The sequence below is a fragment of the Caulobacter sp. UNC279MFTsu5.1 genome (assembly GCF_900114015.1).
GTDB lineage: Bacteria > Pseudomonadota > Alphaproteobacteria > Caulobacterales > Caulobacteraceae > Caulobacter.
In genome coordinates this window covers 43,744-65,064 of record NZ_FORN01000019.1, presented here as the reverse complement: position 1 = coordinate 65,064, position 21,321 = coordinate 43,744, and the positions used below count along the sequence as shown (strand labels likewise).

At 70.4% G+C, this 21,321-nt stretch carries 24 protein-coding genes; 16 read left to right on the top strand and 8 right to left on the bottom strand.

Features of this window, described 5'->3' with window-relative positions; all coding sequences use genetic code 11:
- Positions 1 to 6: 6 nt before the first annotated feature.
- Together BM066_RS12620 and BM066_RS12615 are read right to left on the bottom strand one after the other, a co-directional pair.
- Positions 7 to 825 (bottom strand): ABC transporter permease, encoded by an 819-nt coding sequence (locus BM066_RS12620; RefSeq protein WP_089928412.1) that lies wholly within the window; start codon positions 823 to 825, stop codon positions 7 to 9.
- A complete protein-coding gene (locus tag BM066_RS12615; RefSeq protein WP_089928409.1) occupies positions 815 to 1,735 on the bottom strand; it encodes an ABC transporter ATP-binding protein in 921 nt (306 codons plus the stop codon). Before BM066_RS12615 ends, BM066_RS12620 begins: the two co-directional genes overlap by 11 nt.
- A gap of 159 nt (positions 1,736 to 1,894) precedes the next feature.
- Between BM066_RS12615 and BM066_RS12610 the strand changes: the two genes are divergently transcribed.
- Positions 1,895 to 3,145 (top strand): alkaline phosphatase family protein, encoded by a 1,251-nt coding sequence (locus BM066_RS12610; protein WP_089928471.1) that lies wholly within the window; start codon positions 1,895 to 1,897, stop codon positions 3,143 to 3,145.
- Here BM066_RS12610 and BM066_RS12605 read toward each other — a convergent pair.
- A complete protein-coding gene (locus BM066_RS12605; RefSeq protein WP_089928407.1) occupies positions 3,142 to 3,705 on the bottom strand; it encodes a TetR/AcrR family transcriptional regulator in 564 nt (187 codons plus the stop codon). The two genes, BM066_RS12610 and BM066_RS12605, sit on opposite strands and share 4 nt — an antisense overlap.
- Before the next feature lie 4 nt (positions 3,706 to 3,709).
- Positions 3,710 to 4,180, bottom strand: a complete 471-nt coding sequence (locus BM066_RS12600; protein ID WP_089928403.1) for a nuclear transport factor 2 family protein — start codon at positions 4,178 to 4,180, stop codon at positions 3,710 to 3,712.
- 141 nt (positions 4,181 to 4,321) lie between these two features.
- Between BM066_RS12600 and BM066_RS12595 the strand changes: the two genes are divergently transcribed.
- From BM066_RS12595 to BM066_RS12565, 7 genes are all read left to right on the top strand, one after another.
- On the top strand, positions 4,322 to 4,774 hold the full coding sequence (locus BM066_RS12595) for a VOC family protein (RefSeq protein ID WP_089928400.1): 453 nt from the start codon (positions 4,322 to 4,324) through the stop codon (positions 4,772 to 4,774).
- Positions 4,775 to 4,782: 8 nt separating this feature from the next.
- Positions 4,783 to 5,154 (top strand): MmcQ/YjbR family DNA-binding protein, encoded by a 372-nt coding sequence (locus BM066_RS12590; RefSeq protein WP_089928468.1) that lies wholly within the window; start codon positions 4,783 to 4,785, stop codon positions 5,152 to 5,154.
- On the top strand, positions 5,151 to 5,495 hold the full coding sequence (locus BM066_RS12585) for an ArsR/SmtB family transcription factor (RefSeq protein WP_089928398.1): 345 nt from the start codon (positions 5,151 to 5,153) through the stop codon (positions 5,493 to 5,495). The genes BM066_RS12590 and BM066_RS12585 overlap by 4 nt, the downstream gene beginning before the upstream one ends.
- Positions 5,492 to 5,998, top strand: a complete 507-nt coding sequence (locus tag BM066_RS12580; protein ID WP_089928395.1) for an SRPBCC domain-containing protein — start codon at positions 5,492 to 5,494, stop codon at positions 5,996 to 5,998. Before BM066_RS12585 ends, BM066_RS12580 begins: the two co-directional genes overlap by 4 nt.
- A complete protein-coding gene (locus tag BM066_RS12575; protein ID WP_089928393.1) occupies positions 5,995 to 7,242 on the top strand; it encodes a TCR/Tet family MFS transporter in 1,248 nt (415 codons plus the stop codon). The genes BM066_RS12580 and BM066_RS12575 overlap by 4 nt, the downstream gene beginning before the upstream one ends.
- Before the next feature lie 120 nt (positions 7,243 to 7,362).
- Positions 7,363 to 8,784 carry a Do family serine endopeptidase gene (locus BM066_RS12570; protein ID WP_089928390.1) on the top strand — a complete coding sequence of 474 codons (1,422 nt, stop codon included), beginning with the start codon at positions 7,363 to 7,365 and terminating at the stop codon, positions 8,782 to 8,784.
- A gap of 105 nt (positions 8,785 to 8,889) precedes the next feature.
- Complete coding sequence (locus tag BM066_RS12565; RefSeq protein ID WP_026176365.1) at positions 8,890 to 9,312, top strand: GFA family protein; 423 nt, start codon at positions 8,890 to 8,892, stop codon at positions 9,310 to 9,312.
- Between the two features lie 3 nt (positions 9,313 to 9,315).
- On the opposite strand, the gene BM066_RS12560 is transcribed toward BM066_RS12565, so the two are convergent.
- A complete protein-coding gene (locus tag BM066_RS12560) occupies positions 9,316 to 9,732 on the bottom strand; it encodes a VOC family protein (RefSeq protein WP_018061012.1) in 417 nt (138 codons plus the stop codon).
- 34 nt (positions 9,733 to 9,766) lie between these two features.
- Here BM066_RS12560 and BM066_RS12555 point away from each other — a divergent pair, with 34 nt between their 5' ends.
- From BM066_RS12555 to BM066_RS12540, 4 genes are read left to right on the top strand one after another with little or no spacing between them, the layout of a single operon-like run.
- Positions 9,767 to 11,068: a replication-associated recombination protein A gene (locus BM066_RS12555; RefSeq protein WP_089928387.1), complete on the top strand. Its 1,302-nt coding sequence runs from the start codon at positions 9,767 to 9,769 to the stop codon at positions 11,066 to 11,068.
- On the top strand, positions 11,065 to 11,838 hold the full coding sequence (locus BM066_RS12550; protein ID WP_089928384.1) for a hypothetical protein: 774 nt from the start codon (positions 11,065 to 11,067) through the stop codon (positions 11,836 to 11,838). The genes BM066_RS12555 and BM066_RS12550 overlap by 4 nt, the downstream gene beginning before the upstream one ends.
- Positions 11,835 to 12,653 carry an RluA family pseudouridine synthase gene (locus BM066_RS12545; protein ID WP_089928381.1) on the top strand — a complete coding sequence of 273 codons (819 nt, stop codon included), beginning with the start codon at positions 11,835 to 11,837 and terminating at the stop codon, positions 12,651 to 12,653. Before BM066_RS12550 ends, BM066_RS12545 begins: the two co-directional genes overlap by 4 nt.
- Positions 12,654 to 12,672: 19 nt before the next feature.
- Positions 12,673 to 13,185: a CC0125/CC1285 family lipoprotein gene (locus tag BM066_RS12540; RefSeq protein WP_089928378.1), complete on the top strand. Its 513-nt coding sequence runs from the start codon at positions 12,673 to 12,675 to the stop codon at positions 13,183 to 13,185.
- On the opposite strand, the gene BM066_RS12535 is transcribed toward BM066_RS12540, so the two are convergent.
- Positions 13,182 to 14,426: a hypothetical protein gene (locus BM066_RS12535; protein ID WP_089928466.1), complete on the bottom strand. Its 1,245-nt coding sequence runs from the start codon at positions 14,424 to 14,426 to the stop codon at positions 13,182 to 13,184. The two genes, BM066_RS12540 and BM066_RS12535, sit on opposite strands and share 4 nt — an antisense overlap.
- A 276-nt stretch (positions 14,427 to 14,702) precedes the next feature.
- Between BM066_RS12535 and crcB the strand changes: the two genes are divergently transcribed.
- From crcB to BM066_RS12515, 4 genes are all read left to right on the top strand, one after another.
- Positions 14,703 to 15,089, top strand: a complete 387-nt coding sequence (gene crcB, locus BM066_RS12530; RefSeq protein WP_089928375.1) for a fluoride efflux transporter CrcB — start codon at positions 14,703 to 14,705, stop codon at positions 15,087 to 15,089.
- Positions 15,086 to 16,075, top strand: a complete 990-nt coding sequence (locus tag BM066_RS12525; RefSeq protein ID WP_089928372.1) for an RluA family pseudouridine synthase — start codon at positions 15,086 to 15,088, stop codon at positions 16,073 to 16,075. The genes crcB and BM066_RS12525 overlap by 4 nt, the downstream gene beginning before the upstream one ends.
- Positions 16,076 to 16,133: 58 nt before the next feature.
- The gene (locus BM066_RS12520; RefSeq protein ID WP_089928369.1) at positions 16,134 to 16,340 is read left to right on the top strand and encodes a hypothetical protein; all 207 of its coding nucleotides are present in this window, start codon (positions 16,134 to 16,136) and stop codon (positions 16,338 to 16,340) included.
- A gap of 129 nt (positions 16,341 to 16,469) precedes the next feature.
- Positions 16,470 to 18,578 (top strand): putative bifunctional diguanylate cyclase/phosphodiesterase, encoded by a 2,109-nt coding sequence (locus BM066_RS12515; RefSeq protein ID WP_177218448.1) that lies wholly within the window; start codon positions 16,470 to 16,472, stop codon positions 18,576 to 18,578.
- Here BM066_RS12515 and BM066_RS12510 read toward each other — a convergent pair.
- Both BM066_RS12510 and BM066_RS12505 read right to left on the bottom strand, forming a co-directional pair.
- Positions 18,575 to 19,849 carry a DUF1501 domain-containing protein gene (locus BM066_RS12510; protein ID WP_089928367.1) on the bottom strand — a complete coding sequence of 425 codons (1,275 nt, stop codon included), beginning with the start codon at positions 19,847 to 19,849 and terminating at the stop codon, positions 18,575 to 18,577. The two genes, BM066_RS12515 and BM066_RS12510, sit on opposite strands and share 4 nt — an antisense overlap.
- Positions 19,846 to 21,228 carry a DUF1800 domain-containing protein gene (locus tag BM066_RS12505; protein WP_255367572.1) on the bottom strand — a complete coding sequence of 461 codons (1,383 nt, stop codon included), beginning with the start codon at positions 21,226 to 21,228 and terminating at the stop codon, positions 19,846 to 19,848. The genes BM066_RS12510 and BM066_RS12505 overlap by 4 nt, the downstream gene beginning before the upstream one ends.
- Positions 21,229 to 21,321: the final 93 nt, after the last annotated feature.

Here is a 21,321-nt window from a genome sequence, read left to right as displayed (position 1 = left end):
GAGCGGCTACTCCTTGGTCAGATCCTGGCGGCGGAACAGCGCCACCGCGCCGCAGGCCAGCACGACCAGCCAGACCAGAAGCAGCACCAGCGCCAGGCCGGCGGGACCCGCTTCTGGCCGCACCTCGTCGGGCGCAGCGACGAAGGCCTTGAGGATACGACCGCCATAGGCCGGGATCGCCAGGCTCTTCCAGGTGGTGGCCTGCATGGTGGCGGCCAGGGTCGACTGGACGAAGACCACGACCAGGCCGGCGATCACCGCGCCCATGGTCGAGCGGGTCAGGATCCCGACCAGCCCGGCTAGGACTCCGATCAGCAAGACCTCCAGCCAGGTGATCACGAAGACGCCGGCGAAATGGCCCGGGAAGGCCGAGCCGTCCGGCGGCGCCACCAGGCGGCCGTGATCGATCACGCTGCCGAACAGTCCGGCCAGAACCGCCGTGAAGGCGGTCAGCAGCAGGCTCCAGGCCGCGACCTCGGCGAAGACGATCAGCTTGGCGGCCAGCAGGTTGGTCCGGCTGTTGCGGGGGGTGATCAGACGCCAGGTCTCCCAGCGATAGTCGCCGGCGAAGATCGCCGCCGCGCCGATCAGCAGGAACAGGGCGGTGACGGGACCCGAAGCGCCGGCCACGGCGCCCATCGCCCGGTTCGCCAGGTCCACGGTGGTTTCGCCGGGCATGCCCCTGCGAAGCACGATGCGGACGAACACGTCTCCGGCCATGCTGAACAGCATGGCGACCAGCGGCATGAAGCCGAATCCCCAGAAGAGGGCGGTTCGGTCGCGGGACAAGCGAAAGCGCTCGGCGGCGATGGCGTCAGCGAGCATCGACGAGATCCTCATTCTTTCGGTCGGCGGGTTCGAGCGCGCCCAGATAGGCGCTTTCCAGGTCGCCCTCGCGCCAGCGAGCCTCGGTGATCTCGACGCCGGCCTCGACCAGGGCGCGGATCAGGGCCGGGGTCTCGGCGCGCAGCACGTCGGCCAGTACGGCGTTCTGGCCGTCGGGCTCGCCCTTGGCGCCCAGCACGGCCAGGGCCTTGTCGACCGGCGAGACGGTCAGGCGCAGGCGCGGCTTGCCGCCGGTCAGGGCCTCGACGTCGCCCTCGGCGGCCAGCTTGCCCTTGGAGAAGATCGCCACCCGGTCGCAGACCCGGCGGACCTCGTCCAACTGGTGGCTGGCCAGGATGATCGTCACGCCTTCCTTGGCGGCCAGGTCGCGGATCAGGGCGCGGATCTCCTGGATGCCGGCCGGATCCATGCCGCTGGTCGGCTCGTCCAGGATCACCAGCTCCGGGCGGGTGAAGAAGGCCGCGGCCAGGCCCAGGCGCTGCTTCATGCCCACCGAGAAGGTCCCGGCCTTGCGGTCGGCCGCGCCGCCCAGGCCGACGCGCTCGAGCCAGTATTCGATATCGGCGGATCCGGTCGCGCCGCTCTCCATCGCCAGCATCCTCAGCACGTCGCGGGCGGTCAGGTAGGGCGGGTAGCGCGGGGTCTCGATCATCGCCCCGACCCGACGCAGGGACGCGGTCTGGCCGGCGGGGTTCCCGAACAGGCGCGCCGTCCCGCTGGTCGGCCGCACAAGGCCCAGGGCGATGCGGAACAGGGTGCTCTTGCCGGCCCCGTTCGGGCCCAGCACGCCGAACACGCCGCCGGCCGGGATGCGCAGCGACAGGCCGTCCAGGGCGCGCACCGCGCCATAGGTCTTGACCAGGCCCTCGGCCTCCAGGGCGAAGTTCATGCGAAGCAGGTTCCGGCGGCGGTCATGCGGGCGACTCCCTGAAAGATGCGGCGACTATGGCCGGGCGGCCCGCCATCGCCAAGTTAAGTCGCCGACAGACATGGCGAGCCGTCACAAGACCGGGCTATAGGGCGGGCGTCCCGGGACGAGGTGCGTATGATGGTCGTTGTGTATCGCTGGATGGCCCTGATCCTGGCCCTGATGTTGGGCGCCTGCGCCTCGATCCCACAGGCGGAGCCGGCCAAGGCGCCGACGAAGTCGGCCCTGACCATCCTGATCTCGCTGGACGGTTTCCGGCCCGACTATCTGGACCGGGGCGACACCCCGACCCTGAGCGCCCTGGCCGCCGACGGCGCGCGCGGGGCCATGCGGCCGTCGTTCCCGTCCCTGACCTATCCGAACCACTACACCCTGGTCACCGGCAAGCGGCCCGATCACCACGGCATGGTCAACAACACGCTGGAGGACGAGGCCATCCCCGGCGTCAGCTTCAGCATGTCCAACCACGACGCGGTCGGCGACGGGCGCTGGTGGAGCCAGGCCAGGCCGATCTGGGTCAGCGCCGAGCAGCAGGGCGTTCACGCCGGCGTCCTGTTCTGGCCGGGATCGGAAGCGGCGATCGACGGCGTGCGGCCCAGCTATTGGAAGGTCTATGACGAAAAGCTGGCCTATGCCGACCGGGTCGACGCCGTGTTGTCGTGGATCGACGCCAAGGCCCCGCCGCTGGGCCTGGCCACCCTCTATTTCGACGCCACCGACACCGAAGGCCACCACTATGGGCCGGATTCGCCGGAGGTGAACGCCGCCGCCGCCAAGGTCGACGCCGCGATCGGCCGGCTGGTCGAGGGGCTGAAGGCGAGGGGGCTCTACGCAACCACCAACATCGTCGTCGTCGCCGACCACGGCATGGCGCCCCAGCCGCTGAGCCGCCTGGTCGACGTGGCGACCCTGGTCGACCCGGCCAAGGCCAGGTTCGTCAGCACCGGCTCGATCGTCGGCGTGCGCGCCTTGCCGGGCTTCGAGGCCGAGGTGAAGGCGGCGATGCTGAAGCCGCACGACCACCTGACCTGCTGGGAGAAGGGCAAGATCCCGGCCCGCTACGCCTACGGGACCAATCCCCGCGTCCCGCCGATCGTCTGCCTGGCCGAGCGCGGCTGGTACTTCGCCACCGCCAGCGCGATCGCCAAGCGCTGGAAGGAGCATCCGCGCGACGGCGGGGCCCACGGCTACGACCCGTTCGACCCCGCCATGCGGGCGGTGTTCGTCGCCCACGGTCCGGCCTTCCGGTCCGGCGTCGTGCTGTCGGTGTTCGACAATGTCGACGTCTATCCGCTGCTGACCCGCCTGATCGGCGTGAAGGGCGACAAGGGCGACGGTTCACTGGGGCCGGTGAAGGCGGCGCTGCGCTAAAGCAGGGTCATCAGTCGCTGTTCCATGCGCGCCAGGCCCGCCGTGAAGACCTCCGGGTCGTCCAGGGCCCGGCACAGCACCAGCGCGCCCTGGACCTGGATCAGGGCGTCTTCGGCCGCCTCCCGCGCTTCGGGAGCCGCCACGCCGCCGCGCTCGAGCATTCCGGCCAGGGCGTCGCGCCAGGCGGCGAAGTAGTCGCGGACCTGGCCGGGAAAGCGCTCCCGGACATTGTCGAGCGCGAAGGCCCCGACCAGGCAGACGCGCCGGCCGGAGCGAAAATAGGCGTCGACGGCCGCGCGCATTGCCGTGATCGCCGCGCGCGGGTCGCCGGCGGCGCGCAGCGGCGCGAACACCTCGGCCTCGAACCAGGCGTCGATCGCGGCCAGGACGGCGGCCCCCATCTCCTCCTTCCCGCCGGGGAAGAAGTTGTAGAGGCTGCCCTTGCCCAGGCCGGTTCGCTGACTGATCACCGACAGGCTGGCGCCCTCGAACCCGCATTCGCGGAACGCCTCCGCCAGCAGCGGAACCACCCCGCCGCGATCACCGACTGCCTTGCCCACGCGGTCACAACCCCATTTCGGTCAAGCCCGGATGGTCGGCCGGGCGCGGCCCCAGCGGCCAGAAGAACCGGCGCTGGTCCTCGCTGATCGGACGCTCGTTGATGCTGGCCTCGCGCCGCCGCATCAGGCCGTCGGCCTCGAACTCCCACTGCTCGTTGCCATAGGCCACGTGCCATTGATGCGAGTCGTCGCGATATTCGTAGCGGAAGCGCACCGAGATGCGGTTGCCCGTGAAGGCCCACAACTCCTTGATCAGCCGGTATTCGAGCTCCTTGTCCCATTTGCGGGCCAGCAGGGCCTGGGCGGCCGCGCGGCCGTCCGCGAACTCGGCGCGATTTCGCCAGCGGGTGTCCTCCGTATAGGCGAGCGCGACCTTCTGGGCGTCGCGGCTGTTCCAGCCGTCCTCGGCGGCCCGGATCTTGGCGACGGCGGTTTCGTGCGTGAAGGGCGGAAGCGGGGGGCGGACGGCAGACATGGGAGCTCTCCTGCTTTGTACCGAGGGGTACAATTGTACTGATTGGTACAGGGCGCGGTGAGGTCCGTCAACCACGATCGCTTGCGATTTTAGTTTCTATATGCGTTAAATATTTCGACAAATCGCAAATGGAGTTTCGCCGTGCCCCGCGCCTCCCTGACCTCGGCCCTCTGCTATCGCGACCCCAAGGCGGCGCTGAAATGGCTGGAGGCGGCCTTCGGCTTCGAGCTGGTGATGCTGATCGAGGACAACGACGGCAATCTGGCCCATTCCGAGATGAGCTTCGGCGACAGCCTGGTGATGATCGGCGCCGAGTGGACCGAGAAGCACAAGAGCCCGGCCTCGATCGACGGGTTCAACACCCAGAGCGTCCACATCCATCTGGACGGCGACATCGACGCGCACTGCGAGCGGGCCAGGGCGGCCGGGGCCGAGATCCTGATGGAGCCGGCCGACCAGTTCTACGGCGACCGCACCTATCGCTGCCGCGACCTGGAAGGCCATTTCTGGACCGTCGGCGCGCCGATCCGCGCCGTGAGCGTGGAGGAGGCCGAGGCGGCGTCCGGCCTTAAGGTGGTGAAGGGCTGGGCGTGACGGCGCCGATGACTCCAGACGATTTCCGCCGCCTGGCCCTGGCCCTGCCCGAGGCCGTCGAGAGCTCGCACATGGGCACGGTCGACTTCCGGGTGGGGCGGATCTTCGCCACCCTGGGCTATCCCAACGCCAGCTTCGGCATGGTCGCGCTGACCCGCGACCAGCAGGAGATGGTGACGGGCGTCGAGCCCCGGACGTTTCGGCCCGTGCCGGGCGCCTGGGGGCTGAAGGGCGCGACCCTGGTCGTGCTGGCCGAAGCCGACGAGCCCACCCTGCGTGGGGCGCTGGAGGCGGCCTGGCGGCTGAAGGCCAACAAGCGGCAGATCGCCTTGCTGGAGGCCGGCCGGGTCTCCGCGGCCTTCCCGGCGGCGGCCTCGTGACCGCCTCGCTCGACGCCACCCTGGCGGCCCTGGCCGACCCGCATCGGCGTGCGACCGTCGACCTGCTGCGCCGGGGGCCGCGCAGGGCGGGCGAACTGGCCCAGGCCGCCGGCCTGTCGGCCCCGGCCATGAGCCGCCACCTGCGCGCCCTGCGCCTGGCCGGCCTGGTGGAGGAGACCCACCCGCCGTTCGACGCCCGGGTGCGGGTCTACGCCCTGCGCCCCGCGCCGATGGCCGAGCTCAAGGCCTGGGCCGAGGCGGCCGAGGGCCTGTGGAGCGACCAGCTTCTGGCGCTGAAGGCGCATGTCGAGGGCGGCAAGGTCGGCGGAGAGGGGGCATGAGCTCCAAGGTCCTGGTCGCCCTGCGCATCAAGGCGCCGCCGCTGCGGGTCTTCGAGGTGTTCACCGCCGACATCGGCGCGTGGTGGAGGCCCAACCCCCTGTTCTCGTTCACCCCGCGCTCGCCGGGCGTGCTGGCTTTCGAGCGCACGGGCGAGGGGACCCGCCTGGTCGAGCGCCTGTCGTCCGGCAAGGTGTTCGAGATCGGCCCGGTCCGTATCTGGGATCCCGGCCGGCGGCTGGTGTTCGGCTGGCGCCAGGCCAGCTTCGCGCCGGGCATGGACACCGAGGTCGACGTCCGCTTTGAGCCGGTGGACGACGAGACCCGCGTCACCGTCGAGCACCGCGGCTGGGACACGGTTCCGATCGAGCACGTGGCGCGGCACCGCTTCCCGGACGCGGTGTTCCTGCAACGCCACGCCGAATGGTGGCGCGCGCTGCTGACAAGTCTCGCCAGCCAAGCGGCTATGGACGTACAAGAACGCGCCAAGGAGGGCGACGCATGACCAAGACCGTCAGCAGGAACCACAGACAAGCCGCGCTCGGCTTCATCTTCATCACCGCCTGCCTGGACGTGCTGTCGCTGGGGGTGATGATTCCCGTGCTGCCCGAGCTAATGAAGCGCTTCAACGGCGGCGACACCGCCTCGACGGCCCTGTGGGTGGTGCTGTTCGCCACCACCTGGGGGGTGATGCAGTTCTTCTGTTCGCCGATCCTGGGCCTGATGTCCGACCGCTGGGGCCGTCGGCCGGTGATCCTGACCTCGATCTTCGGCCTGGGCGTCGACTTCCTGTTCATGGCCTTCGCCCCGACCATCTGGTGGCTGTTCGTCGGCCGGGTGTTCAACGGCATGACGGCGGCCAGTTTCTCGACCGCCGGGGCCTATGTGGCCGACGTCACCCAGCCGCAGGACCGGGCCAAGGGCTTTGGCCTGATGGGCGCGGCGTTCGGGGTGGGGTTCACCTTCGGTCCGGCCCTGGGCGGCTGGCTTTGGCATTTCGATCACCGCCTGCCGTTCCTGGTCTGCGCGGGCCTGGCCCTGTGCAACTGGCTGTACGGCTTTTTCGTGCTTCCCGAGTCCCTGCCGGTCGACAAGCGGGTCAAGCGCTTCGACTGGAAGAAGGCCAACCCGGTCGGTTCGCTTAACCTGCTGAAGAGCAAGCCCAACCTGCTGGGCCTGGCCGGCGTGGGCTTCCTGTTCCAGCTGTCGCACAATGTGCTGCCCAGCGTTTTCGTTCTCTATATGGGCTATCGCTACCACTGGCCGGTCAACGTCATCGGCCTGACCCTGATGGGCAGCGGCATCGCCGGCATCCTGATGCAAACCGTCGTGGTCGGGCCGGTGGTCAAGAGGGTCGGGGAGCGCGGGGCGCTGCTGATCGGCCTGTTTTCCGGGGCGGTCGGCTTCCTGATCTACGGCCTGGCGCCGACGGGATGGCTGTATCTGTGCGGCCTGCCGATCTTCGCTTTCACCGGTCTGATCCAGCCCGGCCTGCAGGGCCTGATGACCCGGCGGGTCGAGCCGTGGGAGCAGGGGCAGCTGCAGGGCGCCAATTCGGCGATGATGGGCATCACCGCCATCGTCGGGCCGTCGCTCTATCTGCTGCCGTTCTCCTGGGCGGTGCGCCATGACGCGACCCTGCACATGCCCGGCCTGCCGGCCCTGATCGCCGCCGCCCTGCTGCTGGGCGCCACCGTCCTGGCGATCCGCGTGGCCCGGCCCGTGGCGGTGGAACCCAGCGTGGCCTGACCGCCTTTGAAGAGCGGCGGGAAGGCCTTCGCGACGAAATCCCGAACCTTGGCCGCCATCAATGCGCCCGAAAGCTCGGCTGATCTTGCGGGCTGGAATCCACGGAGTCGCCCAACAACCATGCGATCCTATCGCGTCGTGCTTCCCGCCCTGGCCCTGCTGGCCGCCTGCTCGCCACAGGGGCCGTCGAAGGCCCAGACGATCCCGGACCTGGCCCAGCCAACCCGCCGGGTCCCGTCCGACCCGATGTCGATGAAGGCCTCGTTCTCGCCGGTGGTGAAGAAGACCGCCCCGGCCATCGTCAACGTGGCCAGCAAGCGCGTGGTGCGCCAGCGCGTCGATCCGTTCTGGGACTTCTTCATGGGCGGCGGCGGCGGGGCCACCCGCGACCAGGTGCAGGGCTCGCTGGGCTCCGGCGCCGTCGTCCGCGCCGACGGGGTGATCATCACCAACCACCACAACATCGAGGGCATGAGCGACGTCACCGTCCAGTTGGCCGACCGCCGGGAGTTCCCGGCCACGGTGCTGCTGGACGACCCGCGCTCGGACCTGGCGGTGCTGAAGATCGACACCAAGGGCGAGCGCCTGCCGGTGATCGCCATCGACGACCAGGAGCAGTTGGAGGTCGGCGACCTGGTCCTGGCCATGGGCAATCCGTTCGGGGTGGGCCAGACGGTGACCAACGGCATCGTCTCGGCCCTGGCGCGCACCGATGTCGGCGCGGCCGAATTCGGCAGCTACATCCAGACCGACGCGGCGATCAATCCGGGCAATTCCGGCGGCCCGCTGGTCGACATGGACGGCGACCTGATCGGGGTGAACACCTTCATCATCTCGCGCTCGGGCTCGTCCAGCGGCGTCGGCTTCGCCATTCCGGCATCGGTCGTGCGGCAGGTGGTCAACACCGCCCTGGGCGGCGGCCACAGCGTGGTGCGGCCCTGGCTGGGCGTGAAGGGCCAGCCGGTCACCGGCGACATCGCCCGCAGCCTGGGCCTGGCCGCGCCGCGCGGCGTGGTGATTTCCGACGTCTATCCCGGCGGCTCGGCGGAGCGGGCCGGCATCCGCGACGGCGACGTGATCCTGTCCATCGACGGCCAGGCGGTGAACGACGAGGGCGGCGGCGCCTTCGCCATCGGCACCCACAAGGTCGGAGACCGGGTCTCGGTGTTGATCAACCGCAACGGCAAGGAGCAGACCCTGACCCTGCGGGCCGAGGCCGCCCCGGAAAGCCCGCCCCGCGACGAGCGGGTGCTGAAGGGCCGCAACCCGTTCGACGGCGCCACCGTGGTCAACCTGTCGCCCGCCGTGGCCCAGGACCTGGGCGTGGACGCCTTCGCCGGCCGCGGCGTGCTGGTCACCAAGATCGGCCAGGGCTTCGCCCTGAACGCGGGCCTGCGGCCCGGCGACTTCGTCCGCGAAGTCAACGGCCGGGCCATCAACACCACCGCCGACCTGGCGGCGGTCGCCAATGTGCCCGCCGCCGCCTGGACCGTGACCATCGAGCGCAACGGCCAGCGGATCACGGCGCGGCTGCGGGCCTAGCGGCGTCTTCCCGCCAGGTGCTGCTCGCGACGCTTGTTCAGCGGGCGCGCGAGCAGTACCGTGGCCGCGCGGACCGACTGACGATACGAAAGTCGAGGAAACGCCATGACCCATGTCGGAAGCTGCTTTTGCGGCACGGTCCAGTTGGAGGTCACCGGCGAGCCGGAGGCCATGGGCTATTGCCATTGCGCCTCGTGCCGCTCGTGGTCCGGCGGACCGGTCAACGCCTTCAGCCTGTGGAAGCCCGAGGCCGTGCGGATCACCGACGGATCCGACGAGGTGGCGACCTACCAGAAGACCGGCTTCAGCCAGCGGCAATACTGCGCCAAGTGCGGCGGGCACCTGATGACCCGCCATCCGACCTTGGGGTTGGTGGACGTGTTCGCCGCCACCCTGCCCACCCTGGCCTTCGCGCCCGGCGTCCACGTGAACTACGCCGAGACCGTCCTGCCGATGCACGACGGCCTGCCCAAGCTGAAGGACTTCCCGGCCGAGTTCGGCGGGTCCGGCGAGACGATGGCGGAGTAGGCTCTACGCCTTGATCTTCGACGCGATCGACCAAGTGTGGCCGAACGGGTCGACGACCTGGCCGTAGCGGTCGCCCCAGAACTGGTCGGCCAGCGGGAAGCGCACGGTCGCGCCGGCCTCGACCGCCCGGCTCCACCAGGCGTCGGCGTCGTCGACCTGCAGGTGCAGCGTCACCGCCGAGGGCGGGACGTAGTCGCCATGGGCCATTTCGCTGAAGTGGTCCGACAGCATCACCCAGTCGCCATTGATGATCAGCCGCGAATGCATGATGCGCTCGCCGTCGTCGGCGGTGTTGCGAAACACCTCTTCGGCCCCGAACGCGCGCTTGTAGAAGTCCACGGCCGCCTTGCCGCCGACGACGGAAAGATAGGGGATGACGCCGGTCGTCGGAGCCCGGGTCGGATCGCCTTCGTTGGTCATGGTGGTTCCTCCCATGATTAAGTAAACCTACTCCATGTCCGATCTTTTCCAAGCCGCCGGCCTGACGCCCCACGCGCCGTCGCCGCTGGCCGACCGCCTGCGTCCCCAGACCCTCGACGAGGTTGTGGGCCAGGAGCACCTGCTGGGCCCCGACGGCCCCATCGGCCGCATGGCGGCGGCCCGTCGCCTGGCCTCGATGATCCTGTGGGGGCCGCCCGGCACCGGCAAGACCACCATCGCCCGCCTGCTGGCCAAGGCTGGGGGCTACGAGTTCATGCAGATCTCGGCGGTGTTCTCCGGCGTCGCCGACCTGAAGAAGGCCTTCGAGCAGGCCCGCATGCGCCGCCAGGCCGGCCAGAGCACCCTGCTGTTCGTCGACGAGATCCACCGCTTCAACCGCGCCCAGCAGGACGGCTTCCTGCCGTTCGTGGAGGAGGGGATCGTCACCCTGGTGGGGGCGACCACCGAGAACCCGTCGTTCGAGCTGAACGGCGCTCTGCTGTCGCGCTGCCAGGTCTTCGTCCTCAAACGGCTGGACGAGGAGGCGCTGGAGGCCCTGCTGGTCAAGGCCGAGACGGCCGAAAACCGGAAACTGCCGCTGGACGCCGAGGCCCGCTCGACGCTGATCGCCATGGCCGACGGCGACGGCCGCTACCTGCTGACCCTGACCGAGACCCTGCTGGCGATCGGCACGGACACGCCGCTGAATCCGACCCAGCTGACCCAGTTCTTGCAGAAGCGCCGTCCGGCCTACGACAAGAACCGCGAGGAGCACTACAACCTGATCTCGGCCCTGCACAAATCGGTGCGCGGCAGCGATCCGGACGCGGCGCTGTACTGGCTGGCGCGGATGCTGGAGGGCGGCGAGGACCCGCTGTTCATCGCCCGCCGGCTGGTGCGCATGGCGTCGGAGGACATCGGCGCGGCCGATCCCTTGAGCCTGCTGCTGACCACGGCCGCCAAGGACGCCTACGACTTCCTGGGCAGTCCGGAGGGCGAACTGGCCCTGGCCCAGGCGGTGGTGCACATGGCCAGCGCGCCCAAGTCCAACGCCGTCTACAACGCCTACAAGGCCGCCCGCCGCCTGGCCAAGGAGACCGGCAGCCTGATGCCGCCGGCCCACATCCTCAACGCCCCGACCAAGCTGATGAAATCACTGGGCTACGGCGACGGCTACGCCTACGACCACGACGTCGAGGGCGGGGTCTCGGGCCAGAACTATTTCCCGGACGGGATGGAGCGGCCCAGCCTCTACGAGCCCAAGCCGGTCGGGGCCGAGGCCAAGGTCAAGGAACGACTGGACACCTGGAACCGCCTGCGGAGAGACGGCAAGTGAAGCTTACCCCTGCGGTCCGCGTAATCGCCGCGATCGCCCTGGTCCTGCTGCTGGCGGGCGGCGTCCTGTTGTGGCTGGCCGCCGTCACGCCCTGGCACACCGATTCCGGCGCCTATTTCGCCGCGTTGCAGAAGCTGCGCGCCACGCTCTATTTCGGCCAGCCCGACGCCGAAACCTTCAAGCGCGCCACCGCTCGGTTCGCCGCGCTGCAGAGCCAGTACGCCACCCGCAAGTGGCTGTACGCCGACCTCGCCTACGCCTGTTTCGGCCTGGGGGCCTGCGCGGTCGTCATCGCCGGCCTGGCCTTGCGGTTCGGGGCGCGGCTGCTGCGGACCCAGAAGAACGCGCTGGTCGTGCTGGGCGTGACGCTGCTGGCCCTGGCCGCCACCCTGGCGGGGCTGGCGGCCGATCCCCTGCACCGGTTCTATCGCGAGCAACTGCCCGAATGGTCCGACACCCTGGAGATTCCGCTGGCCGGGGCGCTGGTGGCGATGATCCCGATCGCGACGATCACCCTGCTGCTGGTCGTCCCGCCGCTGGTCTTCCGGCGCCGGGCCAGCGGGCCGCTGCTGGTCTTCACCCGGCCGCCGCATTGGCCGTCGATCGTCGCCAACGCCGTCTACGCCCTGCCGCTGGCCTTCGCGGTGTTCCTGCTGACCAGCTTCGCCTCGCGGGGCGGCTGGGCCCTGGCGCCGGCGGGCCTGATGCTGCTGTGGCTGTTCCTGAACGGCCGGGCGCTGTGGATCGCGCCGAGGGGGGAGGCCGCATGAGCCGTCCGCCCCCCGGCAAGCCGCCCAGGCGTCCGCCCGGCGTCGCCGCACCCAAGGCGTCGGACGCGCCCATCGTCCTGACCCCGGAGGAGATCGCGTTCACCCGGTCGCTGGTGATCCACGAGGACGACAGCGTCTTCGTGCTGAACAAGCCGGCGGGACTGTCCAGCCAAGGCGGGCGCATCCGGGCCCATACGTTGGACGACCTGCTGTGGGCCCTGGCCCGGCGCGACCGCCCGCGTCCGCGCCTGATCCACCGGCTGGACCGCGACACCTCGGGCGTGATCCTGACGGCCCGCACCAAGCCGGCCGCGACCTTCCTGGGCAAGGCCCTGATGGGCAAGCGGTTCCGCAAGACCTACCTGGCCATCGTCACGCCGGGCGCGCCCGAGCCGCGCGGCGGCCAGATCGACAGCTCCCTGCGCCGCGAGTCGATCGGGCGCGAGGCCTATATGCGGGTCTGCGCGGCCGACCACCCCGACGCCGAGACGGCCCGCAGCCGCTATCGCACCCTGGCGTCGACCGAGGGCGCGGCCCTGGTCGAGCTGAGCCCCGACACCGGCCGCATGCATCAGCTGCGGGTCCACATGGCCTCGATCGGCCGGCCGATCGCCGGCGATAGCCGCTATGGCGGGGCGCTGATGCTGGGCGGGGCGCCCGTGCCGCGGCTGATGCTGCACGCCGCCCAACTGGTCTTCCCGCACCCCGAGGGCGGCGAGCGGCGGATCAGCGCGCCGATTCCGGACGACATGCGCGCGGTTCTGGCTAAGCTGGGCCTGGAGGTTTCGGAACAGGGGCGCCCGGAAAGCCGTTAAGCCTGGCAGGAGATCCGCCATGAAACGTCACAATGCGAAGGGTTTGATCGCACTCGCCTTTTCCGCCGCCTTGCTGACCGCCTGCGCCAGCGCCCCGACGCTCTATGCGCCGCAGACCGCGCCGCGCGGGGCCGGCTATTCGGAGTACCGCCTGGAGGCCGGCCGCTACCGGGTCACCTTCCAGGGCAATCCCGGCGCGCCGGTCAACCAGGTCTCGGACTACGCCCTGCTGCGCTCGGCCGAGCTGGCCCTGCGCGACGGCTACGACTGGTTCCGGGTCGCCGACCGCGTGACCCAGCAGACCGGCTCGGGCGGCGGTTCGACCCTGTCGATCGGCGGCGGCTCGGGCAGCTATGGCCGCCGCAGTTCGGTTGGGCTGGGCGTGGGCACCAGCTTCAACCTGGGCCCGGGACCGGCGGTGAGCAGCTCGATGGAGGTGGTGTTCGGCAAGGGCCAGCCGCCGCGCGGCGCCGACGTCTACGACGCCCGCGCCATCGTCCGCACCGTGGGGCAGGGCCGGGCGGCGGTTTAACCCGTCGCCTTCTTTGTCGTGGTCGCGGCGATCGGGTGGGCGGCGCGCAGCGCCGCGTGGGTCAGGCCGGCGGTCTCGGCGGCGGCGAAGTAGCCTTCGGCCGGCAGGCCCTGCAGGGCGACCATCGGGGCCAGGCCCCTGGCGTCGCGTCCGAAGGCCATGATGTCGGCGGCGATCTTCTCGGCCGGGCCGCCCAGGTCGCTGGCGTCCAGGGTCAGGCCCTGCAGGCGGGCGTCGCGCAGCACGCGCAGCGCCTCCTTCTCGGGCGGCACGCGGGCGATCACGCCGCGGGTCAGGGCCTTCAGCAGGCCGACGACTTCCAGCAGGCGGCCGGCGGGCGTGCCGCGCGTGACGTCGACCAGCTCCATCATCACCCCGCCGCGCAGCAGCGCCAGGGACAGGCCCGAGGTGCCGGTCAGCATGTCGCGGCCGCGCTGGGTCCCCAGGGTGCGGAACGAGGCCGGCACGATCAGGTCGGGCCGGTCGTGGCCCTGCGAGGCGCGGGCGAAGACGGCGGCGTATTTCAGGGCCGCCTCGTCGATAAAGGCGGCGTCGCGGTCGGGCAGGCGCGAGACGGCGCGAGCGCTGATCTGCTTGCCCGAGCCCAGGTGGGTGACCACCGGCTCGATGCGCACGGCCGTGGCGATGTTGCGCTTTAGGCTGATCACGTGCTCGAGCGTGAAGTCGACGCGCAGAGCCGCGCCGCCGGCGGTGGTGAAGGCCACGGGCGTGCGCCGGGTCTCTTCCAGCGGATCGATGTCGAAGCGGATGGGCGAGCGGGTCGAGTCCCGTCGGGCCCGCGCGGCCAGGATCACGGCCGCGTCCACCGGACGACAGACCAAGCCGCCGGCCTCGACGCCGATCACCGAGCGCACGCCCAGGTCGGTGGGCTCGGCCGCGCCCAGCAGATGGGTCAGCACGTCTTCCAGGATGCGCACGCTGGTGGCCTGGGCCGCCAGACCCTGGTCGTTGTTCATGGCGATCAGGAAGTCTTCCTCGCCGATCCGGGCGCGCAGGTCGCTGCGGTCCAGGTGTTCGGCCAGCTTGCGCTCGACATAGGTCCAGACGTCGACGCGCTTCTTGTCCCACCAGTCGCCGGCCCAGCGGCGGATGGCCTTGACGCTGATGACGTTGACCGAGCCGCGGGCGATCAACTCCGACCCCGCCAGTCGCTGGAGTACGGGGCCGCTGAGAGCCAGGCGCTCGTTCCGGTCGTCGTTATGCATCGAATCGAAGGGCATGTTCGCCTTGGCGCGGGAGGAGCCCATAGGATGCCTTTTACAGCCTTAACGGTCGGTGCAGGAACACGGTTTGCAAACGAGGTTACCGCAACGCGCTCAAACGTTAAGGCGCCCATTTTCCGGGCCTTTTGCCGCGTATCCGGGGCCGCTTTATGGCTTTCCGAGGCGCCTGGACCACCGACGGCGCCCGGCGGGGTTAACACTCGCCGAGGCGGGCCGCGAAGGCGGTTTGCGGCGCGGCTTGGCGTTCGTGGCCGCGCGGCGCATAAGGGCGCGATGACCAAACTTCTCCTTGTCGCCGCCGGCGGCGCGTTCGGCGCCGTCGCCCGCTATCTGGTGGGGGTGCAGACCCTTCGCCTGTTCGGGTTCAACTGGCCCTACGGCACCTTCATCGTCAATCTGACGGGCGGACTGCTGATGGGGATGCTGGTCGGCTGGCTGGCCCATCGCGGCGACGCCAATCAGGAGCATTGGCGCGTCCTGCTCGGCGTCGGCGGTCTGGGCGGCTTCACCACCTTTTCGGCCTTTTCGCTGGAGACCGCGCTGATGATCGAGAAGCGCGCCTACGCCCAGGCCTTTACCTATACGACCGCCAGCGTGATCCTGTCCGTGGCGGCCGTTTTCGCGGGCCTCTTGGTCGCCCGCAGGATTTTCGCGGCATGAAAGAAGTACGCACGATCTATGTGGACGCTGGCGAGGACGGCGTTCGCCTGGACCGCTGGTTCAAGCGCCGCTGGCCGCACCTGAACCATATCCAGCTGAACAAGCTGTTCCGCTCCGGCCAGGTGCGGGTCGACGGCTCGCGCGCCAAGGCCGACACCAAGCTGGCGGCCGGCAGCCAGATCCGCGTGCCGCCGCTGCCCGACGCCCCTGATCCGTCCGAGAAGGGCAAGCTGTCGCCGCGCGACATCGCCTTCGCCAAGTCGCTGGTGCTGTATGAGGACGAAGAGGTCCTGGCCCTGAACAAGCCGGCCGGCCTGGCCGTGCAGGGCGGGACCAAGACCACCCACCACATCGACAAGCTGCTCAGCGCGTGGGGCGAGGGCGTCGACCGCCCCAAGCTGGTCCACCGCCTGGACCGCGACACCTCGGGCGTGCTGCTGCTGGGCAAGACCCCGGCCGCCGCCGCCCGCCTGTCGGGCGCCTTCGCCAAGCGTCGGGCCCAGAAGACCTACTGGGCGATCGTCGCGGGCAATCCGCACCCGACCGAGGGCGTGATCGAACTGCACCTGGCCAAGCGGGGCGTCGGCGATCGCGAACTGGTGGTGCCGGCCGAGCCGAAGGATCCCGACGCCCAGCCGGCCGAGACCGAGTTCGTCTCGATCAGCCGCGCCGGCCCGCGCGTCACCTGGATGGCCCTGCGCCCGCACACCGGCCGCACCCACCAGCTGCGCGCCCACATGAAGGCCATCGGCCACCCGATCCTGGGCGATCCCAAGTACAGCGACGACAAGTCCGCGCCGCTGTCGGAAGGCCTGAAGCTGCAGCTGCACGCCCGCTCGATCATCCTGCCGCACCCGACGGTCGGCACCCTGGCCATCGAGGCGCCGCTCAGTCCGGAGATGAAGGCCGGCTTCGCCAAGTTCGGCTTCTCGGAGGACGAGGCCGAGTACGATCCGTTCGCGCGGCGCCAGACGAAGCGGCGCTAACGCTTGAGCACCTCTCTGCGCTGTGAGATGGTTTTTCCTCAACCTTGAGGATTGTCTCATGGCCTTCGTCAGCTTCACGCGCCCGGACGACGCGACCGTCTCGATCAACACGGTCGAGGTGCTGAGCTTCGCGCCCGTGCCGACCGACGGACCCTTGATGGGGCCGCTGAAGGTCGGCACGCGGATCGCCTTCAGGAACGGCAAGCACCAGGACGTTCAGGAATTGGTCGAGGCGGTCGAGCGGAAGCTGAACGCGGCGGGGTAGGGCGCTTCTCCGAAGCGTCGCCGAACCTTCTCATGCGACATCGCACCGCAGGCGGGCGGGCGCGTTCTTCATCAACTTATTAGCGACGATCTCCGACCCTGCCGTCGTGGGCAGACAGAGGTTTTCGCCATGAGTTCGAAGGTCATCGCGCTGGACGTCGAGCGGCGGTCGGCCGGCATGCCCGCCGCGGAGATCGCCTTGCGGGCCGCGCTGAGCGGCGCCCCCAGCCCCATCGCGTTGCTCGACCTGGACCTGCGACCCCTGCTGTTCAGCCAAGGCTGGCGCGACCAGACCGTGACGCTGCGGATCTCGCCGTCGCAGGAGGCTCGTCCCCTGGCCCTGAGCGCCGACTTCACGGCGGCCGCGCGCCGCTGCCTCGAAACCGGCGCGGTGGAGACCTGCCGCGTCGAAATTCCGGTCGCCGACGGCGAGCCCGAGCGCTGGTTCAGCTTCGAGCTCAGCCCCTGGCCGCGCAACGGGGCGGCCTACGGCCGGCTGGTCGTCGTGGGGCGAGACGTGACCGAGGCGGTGCTGGCGGCGCGCGAGACGGACGCGGCGCGTCAGCGCCTGGCCGAGCAGAACGCGCGCTTCGACGCGGCCTTGAGCAACATGCCCCACGGGCTCTGCATGTTCGACGCCGAGAAGCGCCTGATCCTGTGCAACACCGCCTATCGCCGGCTCTACGATCTTCCGGACCGGCTCAGCGTCCCAGGGACGCCGCTGGACGACATCCTCGATCACCGCCGCTCGATCGGCAAAGGCCCCCGCAGTTTCGCGGCGTTCTACGCCGCCACCGTCGAAGCCGCCCTGAAAGGCGCGGCGGCGACGCGCGACGTGGAGCTGGACGATGGGCGCACCATCCGCATCACCCACAACCCGATCGCCGACGGCGGCTATGTGGCCACCCACGAGGACGTCACGGAGTCGATCCGCTCCGCCGCCCAGATCGAGTTCCTGGCCTTCCGCGATCCCCTGACCGGCCTGCCCAACCGCGCGGCCTTCCAGCGGGCCTATGACGACGCCGTGGCCGCCGCCGAACAGGGCGAGATGTTCGGCCTGATCATGCTCGACGTCGACCACTTCAAGGCCATCAACGACACCCTGGGCCACGACGCCGGCGACGCGTTGCTGAAGGCGTTGTCCGGCCAGCTCAAGCGGGCCTTCCGGCGCAGCGACACCGTGGCGCGGCTGGGCGGCGACGAGTTCGCCATCGTGCTGCGCGACCTCAAGTGCGAAACGGACATGACCCGTCCGATCGAGGTGCTGCAGGATCTGCTGCGCACGCCGATCGAACATGCCGGCCAAAGCTTCACCATCTGCGCCAGCATCGGCGCGGCGGTGCATGGCGATCCGGAAGCCGATCCCACCCACCTGCTCAAGAACGCCGACGTCGCGCTCTATCAAGCCAAGTACGACGGTCGCAACCGCAGCGTCGTCTTCCGGCCGGAGATGCGGACGCAGGTCGAACAGCGTATCGAACTGCTGCGCGAAGTGCGCCTGGCCATCAGCCAGGGCGAGTTCGACCTGTTCTATCAGCCGGTCGTCGACCTGGCCGCCAACAGCGTGGCCGGCTTCGAGGCCCTGATGCGCTGGAACCACCCGGAGCAGGGCGTCCTGCCGCCGGCCGCCTTCATGGCCGCCTTCGAGGACAACGACCTGTCGCTGCAGCTGGGCGAGGTGGCCTTCGAACGCGCCCTGGGACAGATGCGCGCCTGGCTCGACCAGGGCGTGGAGTTCGGCCGCGTGGCGATCAACATCTCCTCGGCCCAGTTCCGCACGGGGCGGCTGGCGGCGGAGATCACGGCCAAGCTGGCGCGCTGGAACGTGCCGGCCGACCGTCTGACCGTCGAGGTCACCGAGAACGTCTATATGGGCTGGGGCGCCGAGGTGGTCAGCGACACTGTCAGGCAACTGCACGACGCCGGCGTGCTGATCGCGCTGGACGACTTCGGCACCGGCTACGCGTCGCTGGCCAACCTGCGCCAGTTCCCGGTCGATCGCCTGAAGATCGACAAGTCCTTCGTCCAGAACAGCCAGGACGAGGCGATCGTCCGCGCCGTGATCAATCTCGGCTCCAGCATGGGCATGAAGGTGGTGGCCGAGGGGGTCGAGCGGCCCGAACAACTGGCGACCCTGACGCAGTACGGCTGCGACCAGGTCCAGGGCTATCACTTCGCCAGGCCGATGCCCGCCACCGAGGTGGCCGGCTTCATCGACGCCTTTTCAAGGCGCGGCTAGACCAGCCCCGTCACCGCCTTGGCGTCGGCGCTGTTCGGGAACACCTTGGTCTCCAGGGCCGCGCGGTCGACGCCCATGTGGTCGGCCAGCACGCCCTTGAACAGGCCGCGCATGTCGAGGGTGGGGCGCACGTCGCGGTTCTCGAACAGGGCCTCCTGTTTCAGGGTGGGCCAGTCGCCGATAATGCCGCCAGGCTTGAGGCCGCCGCCCAGCACCAGGGCGGTCGAGCCGGTGCCGTGGTCGGTGCCGCCGGTGCCGTTGGCCCGGGCGGTGCGGCCGAACTCGGTGGCCGCCACCACCACGGTGTCGCGCCACGCGTCGCCGAGGCCGGTGTTCAGCCCGTCCAGCACCGCGTCCAGATAGGACAGGCGGGTGTTCAGCTGGCCGACCTGGCCGGCGTGGGTGTCCCAGCCGTCCAGCGAGACGGCGGCGATGCGCGGCCCGCCCTCCTGCACCATGAACCCGGCCAGGGTCGCGCCCAGCTTGCGCGCGGCCTCGCGGCCCTGGCGCTGGCCGGCGATGGCCTGGGCGTTCGGGGCCATGGCCGGCGGAGCCATGACCTGCGGCGCCGCGCCCGGCGACATCGGGGCCGAGACGGGCGTCGGGGCGAGCGCGGTCGTCGCCGCCTGGGCCATGACCTCGGTCTCCAGGCCGCGCGCGAAGGCCGGGCCCATCAGCGGGTCGGCCTTGTAGAGATCCTGCAGCAGGGTGGGCAGGCGGCCGGTCTCGTCGACGCCCTTGCCCGGCGACCAGCTGGCGGCCTGGACCTTGCCGCGCAAAATCAGCGGTGCGGTGGCGCCCACCGACAGGCCCTCGACCTTGGACGGCCCCAGGACCTCCAGGGTGCGGTTCAGCCAGCCGGTGCTGACGCCATAGACCTGGGCCGCGCCGGTCTCCAGCACGTCCTGGGCCTCGAAATGCGAGCGGGCGCGGTCGGGGCTGGCGATGGCCGGGGCGACGCGGGCCTGGCCCTTCAGCGCCAGGGCGTGGACCGACTCCAGGGCCGGATGCAGGCCGAAGGTCCCGTCCAGCTTCAGCGCCTGGTCGGGCGTCACCGCCACCGCGCCGCGCAGGGCCGCATAGTCGGGATCGCCGATCGGCGGGCTGACGGTGAGACCGTCCATGCCGCCCCGGCAGATGACCACCACCATCTTGCGCCGGGCCATCGGCCCGTCGGCGGCGGCGAAGGCCGATCCGCCCAGGAAGCTAACGGAAACGCCCAGGCCGGCGGCCTGCAGCAGCAGCGAGCGGCGGGAGACTTGAGCGGTCATCGGCGTTGGAACTCCGGGCTCATCAACAGCAGCGCCACGGCCTCGCGGCGAGTCTCGGCCCGGGCCACCGCCTTGGCGACCGGCGGGGTCAGGCGTGCGCCCAAGGCGGTTTGGGCGAGGAGGTTCGGGTCCAGACGGTCGGCGACCACGGCGGCGAACCCTTCGCTGAACCGCAGGCGCTTGATCAGGGCGTCCGGCGCGCACCAGACCTGGGCCTCGTCGGCCCAGCCCTTGGGGGAGGGGGGCGAGAACGGCTTCTGGCCCAGGCCCGTCAGCACCGGCGCCAGCTTGTCGATCCCCGACGGCTGGGCGTCCACGGCCCGCCAGGTCGAGATCGCGAACTCGTAGGGGGTCTTGAACTTGACGGGAGCGGGGTCCCAGGCCTCGGGCGCGGCGACCAGGGCGCGGGCCATGTCGTCCAGGCGGCCATTGCTGTCGAGATAGGTCTTTTCCAACCGCGCCACGAGGGCCGGCGGCGGGACATCGCTGACGAAGTGGGCGGCCAGCTTGGTCGCGACGTGGCGGGCGGTGTGGGGGCTGGCCGCTAGGTCGCGCATCACCGCCAGGGCCTGGGCCTGGCCGTCCTGCGGATAACGCCGGCCCATCACCGTCCGCGCGCCCGGCTCGTGGGCGTTGTCGCGGAACAGGAACTGGTGCGGGCTGGGATCCCGCGGCCGGCCGACGCTGAAGCCGGTCATGGCCCGGGCGAACTCGGTGACGTCGGCCTGGCCGTAGCCGGCGTCGACCCCGACCGTGTGCAGCTCCAGGATCTCGCGGGCCAGGTTCTCGTTCAGCCCGCCGGCCGTCTTGCCGGTCTTGCGCTGATACTGCGCCGCCCGGCTGTCGGGACCGAGCGACTGGGCCTGGTCCAGATACAGCAGCATGGCCGGATGGGTGGACGAGGCGACCAGCAGGTCCTCGAACCGGCCGAAGACGTGCGGGCGGATCGCCTCCTGCTCGAACGGCCCCGCCACCGCGGCGACGGCCAGGCTGGTGGACGAGACGGTGAAGTGGTTGGCCCAGAACAGCGCCCAGCGCTCGCGGAACGCCGCATCGGTCGCCGCGCCCAGCCGGGCCCGGGCAAGGAAGTCGTCGCCGGCCTGGGCGCGCAGGTCCTTCTGGAGGTCCCTGACCGGCGGGCTCTTGGGGTCTCCCGCCATCTTGGCGTCGCGCTTCTGCATTTGGTAGTCGCTGACCTGCGCCAGGCGCTGGGCCGAGCCTTCGCCGCCCCGCGGCTGGTCGGCGCCTTCGGGACGGATCTGGGCCGCCAGGAAGCCGCGCGGGTCGCCCCGCGCCGCATCGATCTCGCCGGGACGCGCGCCCAGGCCGAAACGGGTCGCGGCGATGGCCGCCATCATGTCGTTGGAGGGCAGGCTCACGCCGTTTCGCTCCGTTGCCTCGCCCTCTCTTGCCTTGGGCGCGTTGTTTGATCATTCAACGGCTCGAAATCGCTGTTTTGATGTCCGGACCGA

What these genes read in the sequence shown, in the direction of transcription:
- BM066_RS12600 (WP_089928403.1), bottom strand. Translation starts at nt 4,180, where the DNA reads ATGTCTGCCGTCCGCCCCCCGCTTCCGCCCTTCACGCACGAAACCGCC.
- BM066_RS12555 (WP_089928387.1), top strand. Translation starts at nt 9,767, where the DNA reads ATGTCCGATCTTTTCCAAGCCGCCGGCCTGACGCCCCACGCGCCGTCG.
- BM066_RS12515 (WP_177218448.1), top strand. Translation starts at nt 16,470, where the DNA reads ATGAGTTCGAAGGTCATCGCGCTGGACGTCGAGCGGCGGTCGGCCGGC.
- BM066_RS12545 (WP_089928381.1), top strand. Translation starts at nt 11,835, where the DNA reads ATGAGCCGTCCGCCCCCCGGCAAGCCGCCCAGGCGTCCGCCCGGCGTC.
- BM066_RS12525 (WP_089928372.1), top strand. Translation starts at nt 15,086, where the DNA reads ATGAAAGAAGTACGCACGATCTATGTGGACGCTGGCGAGGACGGCGTT.
- BM066_RS12615 (WP_089928409.1), bottom strand. Translation starts at nt 1,735, where the DNA reads ATGAACTTCGCCCTGGAGGCCGAGGGCCTGGTCAAGACCTATGGCGCG.
- BM066_RS12560 (WP_018061012.1), bottom strand. Translation starts at nt 9,732, where the DNA reads ATGACCAACGAAGGCGATCCGACCCGGGCTCCGACGACCGGCGTCATC.
- BM066_RS12565 (WP_026176365.1), top strand. Translation starts at nt 8,890, where the DNA reads ATGACCCATGTCGGAAGCTGCTTTTGCGGCACGGTCCAGTTGGAGGTC.
- crcB (WP_089928375.1), top strand. Translation starts at nt 14,703, where the DNA reads ATGACCAAACTTCTCCTTGTCGCCGCCGGCGGCGCGTTCGGCGCCGTC.
- BM066_RS12575 (WP_089928393.1), top strand. Translation starts at nt 5,995, where the DNA reads ATGACCAAGACCGTCAGCAGGAACCACAGACAAGCCGCGCTCGGCTTC.
- BM066_RS12610 (WP_089928471.1), top strand. Translation starts at nt 1,895, where the DNA reads ATGGTCGTTGTGTATCGCTGGATGGCCCTGATCCTGGCCCTGATGTTG.
- BM066_RS12510 (WP_089928367.1), bottom strand. Translation starts at nt 19,849, where the DNA reads ATGACCGCTCAAGTCTCCCGCCGCTCGCTGCTGCTGCAGGCCGCCGGC.
- BM066_RS12540 (WP_089928378.1), top strand. Translation starts at nt 12,673, where the DNA reads ATGAAACGTCACAATGCGAAGGGTTTGATCGCACTCGCCTTTTCCGCC.
- BM066_RS12620 (WP_089928412.1), bottom strand. Translation starts at nt 825, where the DNA reads ATGCTCGCTGACGCCATCGCCGCCGAGCGCTTTCGCTTGTCCCGCGAC.
- BM066_RS12580 (WP_089928395.1), top strand. Translation starts at nt 5,492, where the DNA reads ATGAGCTCCAAGGTCCTGGTCGCCCTGCGCATCAAGGCGCCGCCGCTG.
- BM066_RS12520 (WP_089928369.1), top strand. Translation starts at nt 16,134, where the DNA reads ATGGCCTTCGTCAGCTTCACGCGCCCGGACGACGCGACCGTCTCGATC.
- BM066_RS12570 (WP_089928390.1), top strand. Translation starts at nt 7,363, where the DNA reads ATGCGATCCTATCGCGTCGTGCTTCCCGCCCTGGCCCTGCTGGCCGCC.
- BM066_RS12535 (WP_089928466.1), bottom strand. Translation starts at nt 14,426, where the DNA reads ATGCCCTTCGATTCGATGCATAACGACGACCGGAACGAGCGCCTGGCT.
- BM066_RS12590 (WP_089928468.1), top strand. Translation starts at nt 4,783, where the DNA reads ATGACTCCAGACGATTTCCGCCGCCTGGCCCTGGCCCTGCCCGAGGCC.